Origin of the sequence: Chryseobacterium tructae (assembly GCF_030409875.1) — a bacterium.
Classification (GTDB): domain Bacteria; phylum Bacteroidota; class Bacteroidia; order Flavobacteriales; family Weeksellaceae; genus Chryseobacterium; species Chryseobacterium tructae.
In genome coordinates, this window is sequence record NZ_JAUFQR010000001.1 from 803377 (window position 1) to 819972 (window position 16596).

General features: G+C 35.5%; 14 protein-coding genes and 2 pseudogenes. 10 read left to right on the forward strand and 6 right to left on the reverse strand.

Annotated features, from left to right (window positions below):
• Positions 1 to 120 precede the first annotated feature (120 nt).
• The 6 genes and pseudogenes from QWZ06_RS03885 to QWZ06_RS03910 form a co-directional block, all read left to right on the forward strand.
• On the forward strand, positions 121 to 1350 hold the full coding sequence (locus tag QWZ06_RS03885) for an MFS transporter (protein WP_290295795.1): 1230 nt from the start codon (positions 121 to 123) through the stop codon (positions 1348 to 1350).
• A gap of 2 nt (positions 1351 to 1352) precedes the next feature.
• The gene (locus tag QWZ06_RS03890) at positions 1353 to 2834 is read left to right on the forward strand and encodes a trehalase family glycosidase (protein ID WP_290295797.1); all 1482 of its coding nucleotides are present in this window, start codon (positions 1353 to 1355) and stop codon (positions 2832 to 2834) included.
• 24 nt (positions 2835 to 2858) lie between these two features.
• Positions 2859 to 3416: a Plug domain-containing protein gene (locus QWZ06_RS03895; protein ID WP_290295799.1), complete on the forward strand. Its 558-nt coding sequence runs from the start codon at positions 2859 to 2861 to the stop codon at positions 3414 to 3416.
• Positions 3416 to 3874: a hypothetical protein gene (locus QWZ06_RS03900; RefSeq protein WP_290295801.1), complete on the forward strand. Its 459-nt coding sequence runs from the start codon at positions 3416 to 3418 to the stop codon at positions 3872 to 3874. Before QWZ06_RS03895 ends, QWZ06_RS03900 begins: the two co-directional genes overlap by 1 nt.
• Positions 3871 to 4638 (forward strand): hypothetical protein, encoded by a 768-nt coding sequence (locus QWZ06_RS03905; RefSeq protein WP_290295803.1) that lies wholly within the window; start codon positions 3871 to 3873, stop codon positions 4636 to 4638. The genes QWZ06_RS03900 and QWZ06_RS03905 overlap by 4 nt, the downstream gene beginning before the upstream one ends.
• Positions 4632 to 5294, forward strand: a pseudogene (locus tag QWZ06_RS03910) (TonB-dependent receptor domain-containing protein); the annotation flags it as partial. The gene QWZ06_RS03905 and the pseudogene QWZ06_RS03910, both read left to right, overlap by 7 nt.
• Before the next feature lie 78 nt (positions 5295 to 5372).
• Here QWZ06_RS03910 and QWZ06_RS03915 read toward each other — a convergent pair.
• Positions 5373 to 6194, reverse strand: a complete 822-nt coding sequence (locus QWZ06_RS03915; RefSeq protein WP_290295804.1) for a hypothetical protein — start codon at positions 6192 to 6194, stop codon at positions 5373 to 5375.
• 81 nt (positions 6195 to 6275) lie between these two features.
• Positions 6276 to 6913 (reverse strand): annotated as a pseudogene (locus tag QWZ06_RS03920) (MBL fold metallo-hydrolase).
• A gap of 70 nt (positions 6914 to 6983) precedes the next feature.
• Here QWZ06_RS03920 and QWZ06_RS03925 point away from each other — a divergent pair.
• Entirely contained in the window at positions 6984 to 8198 is a 1215-nt protein-coding gene (locus QWZ06_RS03925) for a type IX secretion system plug protein (RefSeq protein ID WP_290295806.1), read from the forward strand.
• Between the two features lie 334 nt (positions 8199 to 8532).
• Positions 8533 to 10488 (forward strand): M4 family metallopeptidase, encoded by a 1956-nt coding sequence (locus QWZ06_RS03930; RefSeq protein ID WP_290295808.1) that lies wholly within the window; start codon positions 8533 to 8535, stop codon positions 10486 to 10488.
• 72 nt (positions 10489 to 10560) lie between these two features.
• Here the strand turns inward: QWZ06_RS03930 and hemH are convergent, their stop codons facing one another.
• From hemH to QWZ06_RS03945, 3 genes are read right to left on the reverse strand one after another with little or no spacing between them, the layout of a single operon-like run.
• A complete protein-coding gene (gene hemH / locus QWZ06_RS03935; RefSeq protein WP_290295810.1) occupies positions 10561 to 11595 on the reverse strand; it encodes a ferrochelatase in 1035 nt (344 codons plus the stop codon).
• Positions 11596 to 11600: 5 nt separating this feature from the next.
• The gene (locus QWZ06_RS03940; protein ID WP_290295812.1) at positions 11601 to 12137 is read right to left on the reverse strand and encodes an NADPH-dependent FMN reductase; all 537 of its coding nucleotides are present in this window, start codon (positions 12135 to 12137) and stop codon (positions 11601 to 11603) included.
• Positions 12138 to 12147: 10 nt separating this feature from the next.
• Entirely contained in the window at positions 12148 to 13026 is an 879-nt protein-coding gene (locus QWZ06_RS03945; protein WP_290295814.1) for a NifU family protein, read from the reverse strand.
• Positions 13027 to 13193: 167 nt separating this feature from the next.
• Here QWZ06_RS03945 and QWZ06_RS03950 point away from each other — a divergent pair, with 167 nt between their 5' ends.
• Positions 13194 to 13730, forward strand: coding sequence for a gamma carbonic anhydrase family protein (locus QWZ06_RS03950; protein ID WP_065395062.1), 537 nt, complete (start codon positions 13194 to 13196; stop codon positions 13728 to 13730).
• Positions 13731 to 13934: 204 nt separating this feature from the next.
• On the opposite strand, the gene QWZ06_RS03955 is transcribed toward QWZ06_RS03950, so the two are convergent.
• Entirely contained in the window at positions 13935 to 14387 is a 453-nt protein-coding gene (locus tag QWZ06_RS03955) for a hypothetical protein (RefSeq protein WP_290295819.1), read from the reverse strand.
• An 82-nt stretch (positions 14388 to 14469) separates the two neighbouring features.
• On the opposite strand from QWZ06_RS03955, the gene QWZ06_RS03960 reads away from it, so the two are divergent.
• Entirely contained in the window at positions 14470 to 16596 is a 2127-nt protein-coding gene (locus QWZ06_RS03960; protein ID WP_290295821.1) for a helix-turn-helix domain-containing protein, read from the forward strand.

A 16596-nucleotide genomic window follows, 5' to 3' on the forward strand; every position in this document is an offset into this window, starting at 1 on the left:
ATTAATCATATTTAATCACTAAAAATACTAATTATATTAATATTGTTCAAATATTGATTTATTGTGTTAAATTATTGTGAACAGAAATGCTTCTATCTTAGCCGCAAAGAAATAACCTGAATGAAAAACTTCAACATCAAGGCGGTTTTATTTTTGAACTATTTTGTTTTCGCAATTCTTCTGAATTCTGTGGGAACTGTGATTTTGCAGGTACAGCAGAATTTTGGAATTTCAAAATCATCTGCCAGCGTACTGGAAGGTTTTAAAGATCTTCCAATCGCAATCTGTTCATTCATTCTCGCTTCATTTCTTCCTAAAATCGGGATTAAAAAATCAATGCTTATTGCTTTGTTTCTGGTGAGTGGAATGTGTTTTGTGATGCCATTTACCAATGATTTCTGGATCTTCAAATTATTATTTGCCATTGTAGGTGTTTCCTTTGCGCTGATTAAAATTTCAGTTTTTACCTCTATTGGCTTGGTAACAGAAACGGATAAAGAACATTCAAGTTTTATGGGGTTTTTGGAAGGATTCTTTATGATTGGAGTATTGGCAGGAAACGTTTTATTCAGTTTATACATTGACGACCACAACCCGAAATCTACCCATTGGCTGAATGTGTATTGGGTATTAGGAGTGCTTTCATTATTGTCATTTTTATTTTTATTCTTTTCAAAACTGAATGAAAAAGAAGCTAAAAGTGAGAAAACGGATTTATTGGGTGATTTAAAAAATAGTGCAAGTTTATTCAGCTATAAAAAAGTATTGTTCTTTTTATTATGTGCCTTCCTTTTTGTACTAGTAGAGCAGAGTTTCCAGACATGGACACCTACTTTTTATAAAGAAATTTTAAAAGTTCCTACTTCTATGAGTATTCAGGCAGGAGCTGTTTTAGCAGGAGCTTTTGCATTGGGAAGGTTCTTATCAGGTTTCTTTTCCAGAAAAATCAGTTGGATTTATGTGGTATCTTTCTGTGTGATTGGCTTTGCCATAAGTTTAATATTGGTACTTCCATTAACTCATGATATTCATATTGATGCAGGTACAAACTGGCTGAATGCTCCGCTTGTAGTGTATTTATTTCCCTTGATGGGCGGCTTACTGGCACCGATTTACCCGAGTATCAATTCCGTGATTCTGGCCTCTATTCCTAAATATTTGCATAGCGCAATGTCTGGATTGATCGTAGTGTTCTCAGCGATTGGAGGGACAATAGGTTCAATCATTACAGGTTTTGTATTTCAGGAATTCAGTGGACAACAGGCATTTTATCTGTCTCTGATTCCACTTTCATTGTTGATAACCTCAGCAATTTTCATGAATAAATTAAAAATTAATCCTAATAAATAATCATGAGTAATCAGCTTTATATCAAAGAAATCCAGGTGCTTTTTGATGCAGTACAAAAGTCGAAAATTTTTGAAGATCAAAAAATGATGACCGATGCGGTTCCTTTATTTCCGATTGCAGAGATCAATGCAAAATACGAACAGGAAAAAGATTTTGAAGAATTTAACCTGAAGAATTTTGTAATGGCTCATTTTGATTTTCTAGGAGCTAAAGTTTCTGTTAGGAGAGAAGATCACCTTCCCATCGGGCAGCATATAGAAAAGCTTTGGGATGAACTGACGCGTACAGCATACGAAGAAAAAGGTACGCTTTTAAAATTACCTAAGCCGTATATCGTTCCGGGCGGACGTTTCAATGAATTTTTTTATTGGGATAGCTATTTTATTATGCTTGGATTACAAGTTTCCGGCAGAGTGGAAATGATGGAGAATATTGTGGAAAACTGTTCTTACCTGATTCAAAATGTAGGATTTGTTCCGAATGCAAGCAGAACTCATTTTTTGAGCCGTTCGCAGCCTCCTTATTTTTCTTTGATGCTTGAGCTTCTTGTTGAGACAACAAGTGATGAATCTATTTATACTAAATATCACGATACTTTAGAGAAGGAATATGCTTTTTGGATGAATGGAGAAAAGGAAGTAGAGTTGGGTTCAGGGGTTAAAAGAGTAGTGAAAACTCAGGATGGAGATATCCTGAACAGATATTACGATGCCGAAAATGAACCACGCCCTGAAAGTTACCTCATCGATATTGAAGATCAGAAGAATGCATCAGGAAACGAATTTTACAGAAATATAAGAAGTGCCTGTGAATCCGGCTGGGATTTTTCCAGCAGATGGTTTGCAGACGAAGAACATATTCAGACGATAGAAACGTTGAATCTTGCACAGGTAGATCTCAATAGCCTTTTATGGCATTTGGAAACTACCCTAGCAAAATCATCAGCACTTCAGGATCTGAAGGACAAAGAAAATTATTTTACTGAAAGAGCAGCAAAGCGAAGACACATGATCAATAAATACTTCTGGGATGAAAAGACGAAGATTTACAGAGATTATCATATTAAAAAACACACAAAAACACCGTCTGAACATATTGCTGCTCTTTACCCTTTATTCCTTGGAATTGCAGATCAAAAACAGGCTGAAGCAGTAGCTGAAACCATTTCTGAAAAGTTTTTATACCCGGGAGGATTGGTGACTACCACCAAAAAAACAGGTCAACAATGGGATTTACCTAATGCCTGGGCACCTTACCAATGGCTTGGGTTTAAAGCGATGAAAGACTATGGGTTTAATGAAATGGCAGAGCAGATAAAAGATAAATGGTGTTCCAATGTAGAACGAGTGTATAAGAACACTGGGAAACTGATGGAAAAATACAATGCATTAGATACGGAAACAATAGCAGGAGGTGGGGAATATCCCAATCAGGATGGATTTGGTTGGACGAATGGTGTGTATTTAAAACTACAACAAAACTGAAACTAACAATAGAAAAATAAGGCTATGAAAAAAAAATCGATCTTTTTAATCGCCGCAACTGCTGTATTGTATTTCAATAAAGCATATGCACAGGAAACTCCACAAGATTCCGTGAAGGTTTCCTCTATCGATCAGGTTGTCATTACAGGGAACTCCAATCCCAAGAAAAAAATAGAATCCAGTACTGCTATTTCCACCTTCAGTGCCAAGGAAATTCAAAAGCAAAATCCGATTAGTGCTGCTGCTTTATTACAGAGAGTTCCGGGATTTGCAGTAGAAACTTCCGGTGGGGAAGTGGGGAATAACCTTTTTGCAAGAGGTATTCCTTCTGCAGGAGCTTATGAATTTGTACAGGTGCAGGAAGATGGTCTTCCGGTTTTTGAAGATGGTGCTCTTCAGTTTGCCAATGCCGATAACTTTTTCCGAGTGGATAATTCCGTAAGTAGATTAGAGGCCTTAAGAGGAGGTTCAGGTTCTATTTATGCCAATAATTCTCCCGGGGACTTATTAACTTTATTACTAAAGAAGGAACCAATGATTTTAAAGGGACAGCTAAACTGGAAACCAGTACCTATGGATTGATGCGTACAGATCTTAATGTAGGTGGTGCTTTGGTGAAAGATAAATTATTCTTCAATATTGGTGGTTTTTACAGATCGGATGATGGAATCAGAAAAACAGGTTTTAAAGCTAATAACGGCGGCCAGATCAGAATGAATTTAAAGTATGTCTTTGATAAAGGCTACGTTAAAGTATATTATAAGAAACTGGATGACAGAAATACGTTCTTCCTTCCAATTCCTTTGACTCAGGATGGAGATAAATTAAAAGGATTCAATGGTTTTGATCCTAATTATGGTACTTACAGCTACAGAGGAATCAGCCAGTTGAATATCCCACAGGCTGGTGGTGGCTTTTTCAGCAGAAATTTAGAAGATGGAATTCATCCGAAAGTTGATGTGTTGGGAGCTGAATTTAAATATGATCTGGGTGGAAATTTCAGCGTTATTAATAAACAAGATACACGAATATCAATATGAACTATACAGGGATTTTCCCTGCCGGAGCACCCCAAACAGCTGCTGATTTTGCCAAAGGCATGGGAATGACCAATTACCAATATTCTATGGTCAGCAACGGAGCATTAGTTAATCCTGAGTATGTACAAAAACTGGGTTTCTGGGCGATTGATAAGCAGATGAACAATTTTGTGAATGACCTACAGTTCAACTATAAATTTGATAAAGGTAATGTAACGGCAGGATTTTACAAATCCAACTGGAAATCTCATCAATACTGGAACTGGAGCAATATTCTGACGACTGCTACAGATAGGCCTGAGTTGCTAAACTTGGTAGATCCATCTCTTAGTCCAAGCAGTGTTGGGTATTCTAAAACTTATAACGGAGTGACGGATATGTCTACTTTGCTTAGGGATTCACAGATTCAGGGAAGTCTGAATGATCTTTATTTAAACTTAGATTATAATGTAACAGATGCTTTAAGTTTTAATGGAGGAATCCGCTACAGCCGTGATTATTACAGAGGATACAAAGTAAATACCACTACAGCCAATCTTAATAATTCAGGTTTAACGACTGATGGAATTCATGGTTTTGGTACTACAACTGCCGATGATAATATGAACGTTCTGGGTAATCAGTTTACCTATTGGTATTATGATATTAATAAAGTCTCTTATACGTTGGCTTCTAATTATAAGATCAATCGTGAAATGCGGTATATGCTCGTTTCTCTCACGGTTTCAGATCTCCGAATGAAGAAGCATATTATAATAATATAGGAAAGCTGGATCTTGTGAAGCCTGTATTAACCAATCAATTGGAAGTGGGATATAAATATTATTCCCGAACTTTCGATATTGCAGTGATTCCTTTCTATTCGACACTTAAAAACCTTTCATTCACGGACGTTTATTCAGACGGAACTTCAGAAAATAAATTTGCTAATACTACCAATTTTGGAGTAGAAATTGAAGGATACGCAAGATTATTCAACAATATCTTTGAAGTGACTTTTAACGGAACCATTCAAAATCCAAAATATAAAGATTTCAACGGGCGAAATGGAGATGGAACTCTATTCGATTATAGTGGAAATGTAGTAAGAAGAATTCCTAAGTTCTATTTCAACATTGCTCCTGCTGTGAATATTACCAAAGAATGGAGAGCGTATGTAAGTATGAATTATTATGGAAAACGTTTTCAGGATGAAGGCAATACAGATGATAACATTTTACCTTCATTCACGGAATTTGGTGCAGGAATGTCTTATCAGTTAGGAAAAATACGTTTTGCTGTAGACGGAACCAATATTTTTAATACAATTGGAATTACAGAAGGAGATCCAAGATCGCAGACGGTTTCAGGATCTAATATAAGAATGGCAAGGCCTATTATGGGTGCAGCTGCCAGAGCTTCAATCACTTTAGATTTCTAAACTCTATTTCTTTATAACAGAAAACCGTCAGGAATGATTTTCCTGACGGTTTTTATTTCTACTTTTTTATCAACTTATCTATTTTTCATTCAATGAATGAAGAACTGAACTTTCATTTATCGTTGCTTTTTCAACAGATTGATAAGGGATTTGAGTTCCGAAATTTTTCTTATAACTTTCATTTTCAGCTGATATTTTGGCATCTTGAATTTTTTTCAGTGTTTCAGCTGTTGTCAACTGTTTTTGTTTGATATATCTATCAAAACCAATGAAATAATTTTTATTTTGTTGAGTAAGTTTTAAGGTCACAGGTGGTAGAATAGAATCTATATTTTTTATGACAATGTAGTAATTATACTTTTTATTCATCGGATATGTATAACTCAAGGCATCAAAAGGATAGCTGATTGTATTTTTTTCCTTATTGCTGCTACGGGGAACACTAATGGTCATCCAATTGTAGTCGTTATTTTTTTTCGTGAACTCATAATTACTTTCAAACAATTTCTTATCATCATTAAATAGGGGCTGAAATTTTTTCTGAGTATTCATATCCTTCGAAAAATTTATAAAAGCATATGATTTAGACGTCCCATTCAGATAACCCAATAGATTAACGGTAATGTCTTTTTTATTTTTATCAAATTTTCCGTAAATACTAATGGGGGTTTCTTCAGCTTTAACTTCAGTTAATACAATATTATCTTCATCTACTTTATTCCACTTTCCGGTTTTCCAACTACCATATTTAAAGAAATAGAATTCATTGTTGGGTAATATAAATAAGGAAGAATCCGGTTCCTCGTCATCCAACTTATAGTATCCTACAAATTGGGCATTTACTTTTGCTATGAAAAAAAATAAGATGAAAAATAGAGTATATGTTTTTTTTGATGTCATTTTAATACCTTGAGTGGTTTATAATTATGGCTAGAGCTCACACGCTCTACACCCCTCAAACTCCTAAGCTCAAATCCTACTTTACTTCAAAAAAGGATTATACTGTTTCTCAAACCCAATCGAAGTAGGATTTCCATGGCCGGAGAAAACTTGCGTTTCAGGATCTAATACGAAAAGTTTGGTTTTAATCCCATCAATTAATTGTTCGTAATTTCCTTTATAAAGATCCGTTCTTCCAATACTGCCTTCAAACAAAACATCCCCCGAAATCATAAACTTCTGATTTTCGTTGTGATAAACAACACTTCCTGGTGAATGTCCCGGAACATGGTAGATTTTAAACTTTTCTCCATCCAGATCAAGCTCTTCTCCTTCATTAATATAAACAATGTCTACTTTTACTGGATCAACAGGGAACCCGAATCTCAATCCGCTTGCCTGAAGCATATCAAGAACTTCCTGATCTTCCTGATGCATATTTACCGGAACTTTAAAGGTATCAATGCCCATTGTAGTCCTAAAACATGGTCAATATGAGCATGAGTTAAAAGAATTTTCTGAACGTTCAGTCCGTTTTCTTTAATGAAGTTATCAATAGCCTGAGTTTCCTGCTCATTCATATTTCCCGGATCAATTAGCCAGGCGTTTTTGTTTTCATTATAAAGAATATAGGTGTTCTCACTTGCAAAGTTGCATACGAAGCCTTGAATATGAAGCATAATCTGAATATTTTGATTCAAAAATACGATATTATTAAGAAAATGGCTATTTTTCGTTATCTTCGTCATAATGAAAACTTTGCGAATACTCTTACTTTCCCTGGGTGGATTGGTTTATGGACAAAATATCCAAAGCATCCAGCTATTTAATCCTCAGACGAATGATGAAACACCGGTCATCAAATTCGGCGAACAGCTGGTGCTGAGTTTTGATGATCTTACCAATGGGAGCGAAATTTATCGATACACTCTTAAGCATTATGACAGAAATTGGAATGATGATAATTTGTTCTTTACAGAAATTGCTACAGGGAGTATGAATGGGCTTTTGGATCAGTTTCAGTATTCATTCAATACATTGCAGGCTTATACTCACTATAAACTAACTTTTCCTAATGACAAGATCCAACCGAAAATATCGGGGAATTTTGAACTGATTGTTTATAAGGATTCGGCAGATAAGCCCTTATTCAAAAGGCGTTTCTACCTGGTAGAAGACGCTGCTACTCTTGGCGTAAATGTTTCAAGAATTGCTGATGCTAAGAACCCTAGCATCAACCAAAGAGTAGAAATAAAAGCATTACCAAAAGCAGGGGATCTTTCTTCTAATGTCAACTCTATGAGTTTGAATGTAATGCAGAATAACAACCCCAATATGGTAATTTTTAACCAGAAGCCAAGTGCTGTTTTGGGAAATCAATTGCTTTTCCAACAAATGAATCTTGTGTTTCCCGGAGACAACGAATTTTATTATTTCGATAATAAGAACATGACTATTGCGGCGGATATGGTTCGTGCAGTTGAAGTAAAAGATGATACCAACCATACGTATTTACATCCTGTTTGGGCATTTCCTTTAAATTATCAATATCAGCCTGATGTGAATGGCGCCTGGTATTACCGAAGAAATGATTTGGGAAGAGAAAGAGATGCTGAAAGAGAAGCAGATTATTCCTGGGTGTATTTTTATTTAGATTCAGATCCTGTGGATAAGGAAATCTATATTCTTGGGGGATTTAATAATTTTAAGCCCAGCAAAGAGAATCAGATGCAGTATGATCCGGCAACAAAACAGTATGTTGCTAAACTATTCCTGAAACAAGGATTCTATAATTATGTTCTGGCCACAAAGCAAGGAGATTCTCCATTGGATTTTGGTGAAGTGAATGGTAATTTCTGGCAGACAGAAAACCTTTATCAGGCATTTCTTTACTATGCGCCTTTTGGACGAAATTATGATGGTCTGATAGGGTATGGAGAATTCAGGACTCCTATTAGAAAATAGTATCTATAATTTCAAGATAAAAATATAAATAAATGGCTGTCTCTATTGAGATAGCCTTAATTTTTTCATATATATTATGAATATTAGGGAATTATATTCAATAAAATGTTTTGCATAGTGAAAAAAATAATTCACAAAATGTTGATTTTAGTTAAATTAATTCATGAAAAATATTCATAATAATAAAATTATGTTTAATTATTTCGCTTTAATTTAAAATCATTATTGTGGTTTGTTTAATGATTTATATTTTCAATTGAATTTTTTATAAAACATATATCATTGTATTGTGAAAAGTTTATAAATTCGTTATCACATTAAACAAATATTATTTATGAAAACAAAATTTATTTTAGCAGTAAGCGTTGCAGCCTGCTCTTTCGTTTTTGGACAAAACACTCCATCCAAAGTAATTTCCGGTAAAAACGGATTACATTCAGAATTTCTAAGATTTGATAAAAACGGTCCTGCCTTTCAGGGAAAACCTGTTTTATTTGATGAAAAATCTGAAAGGCTTTCACCAGGGCAATCTCGTAAATTAGGTATTGAAACTGACCAACTAGGGTTTGAGACTCACCGATTCCAACAAACAGTGAATGATATTCCTGTAGAGTACGGAATGATGGCTGTACAAACTAAAAACGGTAAAATTGTGGGACAGACAGGTAAATGGGTTCTTGACGTTCCTCAGAGAGTTGAGAAACAGGCCAATATCTCTGAAAGCATCGCGCTGCAAAATGCCTTATCATTTATAGGAGCAGAATCCTATAAATGGCAAAACAAAGCCGAAGAAGATTTCATTAAAAATGAAACAAATGATAAAAATGCCAGTTTTGCACCCAAAGGAGAGTTGGTTTATTATTCAGAACCTACTGATGAAAAGCTGAACGATCTTCGACTAGCTTATAAATTTGATATTTATGCAGAAAAACCATTAAGCAGACAATATGTTTTTGTAGATGCAAAAAATGGAAAAGTATTAGGCGTTGACGCTTTGATTCACGATGTCAATACAACAGGAACTGCTACAACAGGATATAGCGGAAGCAGAAGTATTGTTACCGACTCTTATAATGGAAGCTACAGATTAAGAGAAACCGGAAGAAACGGCGGAACAGCTGTAGAGACTTATAATTTACAAAAAGGGACAAATTATTCATCGGCAGTAGATTTTACAGATTCTGATAATGTCTGGAATAATGTAAATGCCAATAAAGATCAATATGCTACCGATGCCCATTGGGGAGCTGAAATGACAGTAGATTATTTGTATTCAAAATTTGGGAGAAAAAGTATCGATAACAATCACTTTGCAATAAAATCATATGTTCACTATTCTAACAATTACTTCAATGCATTTTGGGATGGTTCAAGAATGACTTACGGTGATGGAAGCTCTTCTACAAACGGAGGAAAGCCATTGACTGCCATTGATGTTTGTGGGCATGAGATCACTCACGGAATGACATCCAAAACCGCTAATTTGGTGTATCAAAGAGAGCCGGGAGCATTAAATGAAGGTTTCTCAGATATTTTTGGAAACACCATAGAAAAATGGGCCAGACCCAACCAGGCAAGTTGGACATTGGGTGAGGATTTCAGCTATGTAATCAGAAATATGGCAAACCCTAACGCTTATAGTCAGCCGGATACTTATTTGGGAACCTACTGGAAAGCTACCACTACTTCAGGTTGTGCTACTCCTAGTCAGTCCAATGATTATTGTGGAGTTCATACCAATTCAGGAGTTCTTAATTTTTGGTATTACTTATTGGTAACCGGAGGTACAGGAACCAATGATAAAGGTTTTGCCTATAACGTTTCCGGAATAGGATTTGATAAAGCAGCTGCTATTGCATATAGAACGCTGACTAGCTATCTTACTGCTACTTCCACTTATGCCAATACAAGAACTTACTCTTTACAGGCAGCAGCAGATCTGTATGGAGCAGGCAGCAATGAAGTAACTCAAGTTACCAATGCATGGAATGCTGTAGGTGTTGGCGGAGGTACTTCTCCAGCAGGACTTATTGCTGCAGCAGCTAATGAATCTCCTTATACTATTAGTCCAAATCCTGCAACAGACAGATTTACGGTAGCATTCAATGGAAAAGAAGGTAAAGGAACTGTAGAAGTGGTGAACTTAACAGGAAGAAAAGAACTTTCTGAAAAAGTTAAGCTTACTGATGGAGCCAATAGACTGGAAATACAGCTTCCATCCAATATGCTTCCAGGAGTTTATATTGTAACAGTGAACGGCCAGAAAGCCGGAAATCTAATTAAAAAATAAGTTTTAATATATTTCAAGAGAAAGGCCGTAGAAAATTTTCTGCGGCCTTTTTATATATTGTATCTGAAGGATTTATACGAAATAGAAATCATTCAATTTTTCTTCGCAAAGTGTTTTTACCACTTCTATCCATCGATCTTCATCATTAAGGCAGGGGATATAATGGAAACTTTCTCCACCACCATGCATGAATTGTTCTTTTCCTTCTTCAGAAATTTCTTCCAATGTTTCAAGACAGTCTGAAACGAATGCCGGGCAAACAACAGCCAAATTTTTAATTCCTTTTTTAGGAATCGTTTCTAAGGTATGATCTGTATAAGGCTCAATCCACTTGTCTTTTCCTAATCTTGATTGGAAAGAAACAATTGTTTTCTCCTTTGGAAGTCCCATTTTAGCAATAACAGCCTCAGTCGTTTTATAACACTGATGTCTGTAGCAATAGGCATTGTGAGTATCTACCTGACTGTTGATACAATTAGCATCATCAATCTTACAGGTCTTTGAAGGATCTGTTTTGTACAGATGCCTCTCCGGAACTCCGTGGTAAGAAAATTGCAGGGCATCAAAATTTTCAGGAAGTTTTTCCTTAATACTTTCAGCCAGACAGTTGATATAAATCTCTCTGTTGTAGAAAGGTTGAATATAATTGATTTTTACCTCTGGAAACTTTTTCTTTCTTACTTCTTCCGCTTTTTCAATAACAGTTTCCGTAGTACTCATCGCGTATTGAGGATACAAAGGGAAAAGAACGATTTCAGAAATTCCCTGATCTACCAGTTTCTGGATTCCGGTTTCAATACTTGGTTCTGCATATCTCATCCCGATTTCCACCGGGACATCCACCAGCTTTTGAAGTTTTTTCTGAATTTTTTCAGTAATGACGATCAATGGAGAACCTTCATCCGTCCAAACCGTTTTATAGGCTTCGGCAGATTGGGCAGGTCTTGTTTTCAGAATAATACCCTGAACAAGAAGAGCGCGAAAGATCCAACGATAATCAATTACCCTTTCGTCCATCAAAAATTCATCAAGATATTCCTTTACATCATTTACAGCCGTAGATCTTGGTGATCCAAGGTTGACCAGTAAAATTCCTTTTTTATTCAATTTTTTTATTTTAATGATGAAACAGACTTGTTAAAATCTGTTACCAATTCTAATACTTTAACAAAGGTATTGTTTTCAATTGAGCCATCAGACTCCAATCTACCCTTTATCCCTTTTATTAAAAGCTGATGTTTATCATCTGTTTTCGCTCCAAGCGTTTTTAAAAGCAGTAATAATTCTTCATGACCTTTCTCTCCACTGGCAGAGCCTGTAATGAATGCAACAGGTTTGTCCTGAAAAACATTCGTGGAAACACACCATTCCAATAGATTCTTTAATCGACTCGGAATACTGAAAATGTATTCTGGGGTAGAAATAATCACTCCTCCCGAATCGCTAATAAATTCTCTGATCTTTACAATTTCCTCAGGGATATTCACATCAGTTAATGAGGTGTCAAAATGAGGAAGCACAGAAAGATCATCAGACATCTGGAATTTGATATTGGGATTTTTGTCCATTACCTGTTCCATCAGTTTCTGATTACTGGAATTTTTTGTAGCACTTCCAATAATGATAAGAATCTTTTTAGGTTCGGTCATGAAATATGAATTATCCGTTTACAGCTTCCACTCTTTCTACGAGATCCGGAACGAATTGTTTTAAAATATTTTCAATTCCGTTCTTTAAAGTAGCTGTAGAACTTGGACATCCTGAACAAGCTCCCTGTAAAAGCATTTTAGCTGTTTTGCTGGATTCATCATATTCCATTAAAGAAATTTTTCCGCCATCATTTTCTACAGCCGGAGCTACATATTCATTTAAGATGTCAGAAATTTTCTGCTCATTATCAGTATAATCTCTGTTAATGATTTTTTCAACAGGGTTTTCATGTTTTTGAGGTTCCATTTTTGAAATTTCACCACCATTTTGAAGATAATCAGCAATAAGAGAACGAACGATGATCATTACTTCGTGCCATTCCACAGAGTGATCTTTGGTAACGGCTACAAAGTTATCTGAAATGAAAACCTCAGTAGCAAAATCAAATTCCTTAAAAATAGCTGCTGCTAAAGGAACTTCAGATGCTGCTTCTCTTGATTTTACTTCTATAAAGCCCTCCATAAGCAGTTTGCTGGAAACAAACTTCATAACATTTGGGTTAGGAGTCATCTCAGAATAGATCTGATACATTTCTTTTTTCTTCTGAAGATAAATTCTAGGGTTAGCTAATAATTCATCCTCAATCACATTTTTCAGACTTTCAGCAACATGTTCCCATTCAATAGTATCCTGTTTTGCCACAGCTACAAAATTAGCGGTGATGAAAACTCTTTCTACAAAAGGATAGTTGAAAAGTTCCTGTGCCAAAGGAATTTCTGAAATATCTGAATTTCTGTCCAACTCTAAAGACCCCGGAATCAAGTTGTAATCGGCAACAAATTTCATCACTTTCGGGTTTTCGGTTGGTTCTATAAGTACGGTACGCATTTTTTCGTTAAATTTGAGATACAAAAATACGCATTAGAAGTTAGAAGCTGAAAATTGAGAGTTAGATTTTTGCTATCGCTGTAATTTAGAAGGTAGATGCTAAAAATCAGGAGATAGAAAATCAGGATTTTCAAATGAGCTTATTTTTAAATTTTCAAATTAAAACTATGGCACTTATAAAAGAACTTTTAGGAAAAATACCACAAATAGGAGAGAACACTTTTCTAGCGGAAACGGCTACTATTATCGGAGATGTTACGATGGGAAAAGACTGTAGTGTTTGGTATAATGCAGTTATCAGAGGTGATGTTCATTATATTAAAATGGGTGATAAAGTAAATGTTCAGGACAATGCAATGCTGCACTGTACTTATCAGAAACACCCTTTGAATATCGGAAACAATGTTTCTATCGGACATAATGCAATTGTTCATGGATGTACCATTAAAGATAATGTACTTATCGGAATGGGAGCGATTGTAATGGATGACTGTTTGGTTGAAGAAAATTCAATTGTTGGGGCAGGTTCTGTAGTTACTCAGGGAACACATATCAAATCCGGAGAAGTTTGGGGTGGAGTTCCGGCCAAAAAAATCAAGGATATCAATGCTCAGTTATTGGAAGGTGAAGTGAACAGAATTGCAGATAATTATGTGAAATATTCATCCTGGTATAAGGAGAATGTGAAAGATTACGAATTATAGGCGTGATTCGAGGTAAGGATTTTCGGGAAGTATGGATACAATTTCGGATTTTGGAATTGACCTTATATCTCTCATCTCCAAGTCTCTTGTCTTTATGCCTCGAGTCTAAATCGCAAATACATAAAAATAACAAAAGCTCTGTCTGATGACGGAGCTTTGTATATCAATTCTTGGTTTGATTTGATATAGAACCTTTGCTTTTTTTTATTTGGGGTCTGGAGTAATCAATTTGGCCTCTCCATTGATACATTTGATATAGGATGGCGGTGTGATTACCGTACAATCAGACATGATATTATATTTTTCGTTAAAAATCCTCACTTTATCCGTATACTCATTGATCCTTGGTAAAATGGACGCTTCAATTTTTTTAGGGTAAGCAATGTATTGCTGAGGTCCGCCACAGGACTTTATGCCCATAGGAACAAATGTCCAGTCAGCGGCATTGGTACAATTTTCACCTTTAGCTTCAGATTCAATAGAAGCTTTTAATTTATCGATTTGTGCCTGATCATATTTTTGACTGTCTTCATCAGCGGGTCGGTTAGCAATATCTATAGGAAGGTTGGAATCAAGGTTCTTCGTTGAATTACAGGAAACCAGGGTTAATGTAGTACATAATACTATCGCTGGGATAAACAGTAAATTTTTTTTCACAATAGACTTTTTTCTTTTTAAGAATTTTCAAAACTTATGCCAAGGTAAGAAAATCAAATTCATTTCCGTATTTTTGACAACGATGAACAATCATTTTTTTGACTTAATAGAGTACACCAACAGAAGTGTTTTCTTGACTGGAAAAGCCGGAACAGGGAAAACAACGTTTCTTAATGATTTTGTAAGACGAACAAAGAAAAAGCATATTGTGATTGCCCCTACGGGAATTGCTGCAATTAATGCGGGTGGGGTTACCATCCATTCCATGTTCGGATTACCACTTAGAACCTTTTTGCCTACGACGGAAAGGATAGATACCAGTTTGGCCAATAATATTGCCGATCTGATGCCCCATTTTAAATATCGTAAAGATAAACTCAAGCTTTTAAGAGAAGTTGAGATCATTATTATTGATGAGGTCTCCATGTTGAGAGCGGATGTCTTGGATATGATGGATTTTTCTTTACGATTTATCAGAAGGAATAATCAAAGGTTTGGAGGAGTGCAGATGCTATTTATTGGGGACTTATTTCAGCTGCCGCCAGTAGTAAGGGATGAGCATATTCTGAAAATGTATTATGATTCTCCGTTCTTTTTCGATAGTCATGCGATTAAAGATATTCCAATTGTTACGATTGAACTTACAAAAGTGTACAGACAATCTGACCAGGAATTTTTGGAAATACTAAATGCTATTCGTGACGGTGATGTAGGAAGTATCGACTTTGATCATCTGAATAAAAGATATGATCCCGATTTTGATATGGGTAAAGAATCTTACGTATATCTCTGCTCTCACAACAAAATGGCGGATGAGATCAATCAGGAAAAGCTGAAAGAAATAAAAGTTGATGCTAAAACTTACGAGGCTAAACTTGTTGGAGATTTTAAAGAAAATCAGTTTCCTAATGAACAGTTTCTGGATCTTAAAATAGGCGCTCAGATTATGTTCATCAGGAATGATATTTCCGGGGAGAAGAAATATTTCAATGGAAAGCTTGGTGAAATCATTGGTTTGGATGATGATGAGATCCGTGTAGTTCTTGATGAAAGTGAAACAGAAATTACCGTAAAAAAGGAAACCTGGGAGCAGAAAAAATACTTTCTGGATACTGATAAAACGATCCAAGAAGAAGTGTTAGGAAGCTTTGAACAGTTTCCGATAAAATTGGCCTGGGCAGTTACCATTCATAAAAGTCAGGGGCTTACCTTTGATAAAGTGATTATTGATGCCGGGAAAAGTTTTACCGCAGGCCAGGTATATGTAGCATTGTCACGTTGTAGAACTTTGGAGGGAATTGTTTTAAAATCGAAGATTACTCCTGAAGTTATTTTTAAAGACAATAGAATCCTGCAGTTTCATAGCAATACGGTGGCTAACGATCATATAGATGCTATTTTGAATCAGGAAAAGTACGATTACAGTATCAGAAAGGTTCTTCGTACGATCGATTGCCAGTGGTTTTTAAATGAAGTGGAGGAATGGAATAAACTTTCCGCCACTACTAAAAATATAGACCGTGTTAAAGCCAATCAGCTTTACCTTCAATTAAAACATGAAGCGACCAATCTTGGGAAAATATTTGAAAAGCTGGAACGCATTATTTTTCAAAAAGTAAATAATTTTATTGAACAGAAGGAAGAATGGACTGAAATTGAAAGCAAGTCAAAAGGGGCTGTTAATTTTTTCTTTACGGAAACCAGAAATAAAATATTCGATCCTTTGAAAGAGTTTTATGCTGAAATCAAAGGGGCAAAAGGATTGAAACAATACAATGAAGAAGTGAAAAGCTGGCTGGAAGATATTGAAGAATACCTGAACAGTTTAAAAGATATTCATCTTCTGGAAACAAGGCTTCTGGATGAAAAAAATGATAAGGAAGTCAGCATGAGAATCGCTAAAGTACCTTCACAGGTTCTTACTTTCCAGCTTTTTGAACAAGGGAAAACAATTGGTGAGATTGCATTGGAAAGAGGGTTGGTAAAAGAAACTGTGATTGGGCATCTTGCTAAATTTGCAGAACAAGGGCTATTGGATATTGCAAGAGTGATTACCTCTGATAAAATTAAAGCCTTCGAAGATGAATTTTATAAAAATCCACACGAGACTTTAACCGAGTGGAAAAATGCTTTACCAAGTCATTTTGAATTTAATGAGATCAGAATTCTGATCAATCATTACAACTATAAAAAAGAAAAGAATTCCTAG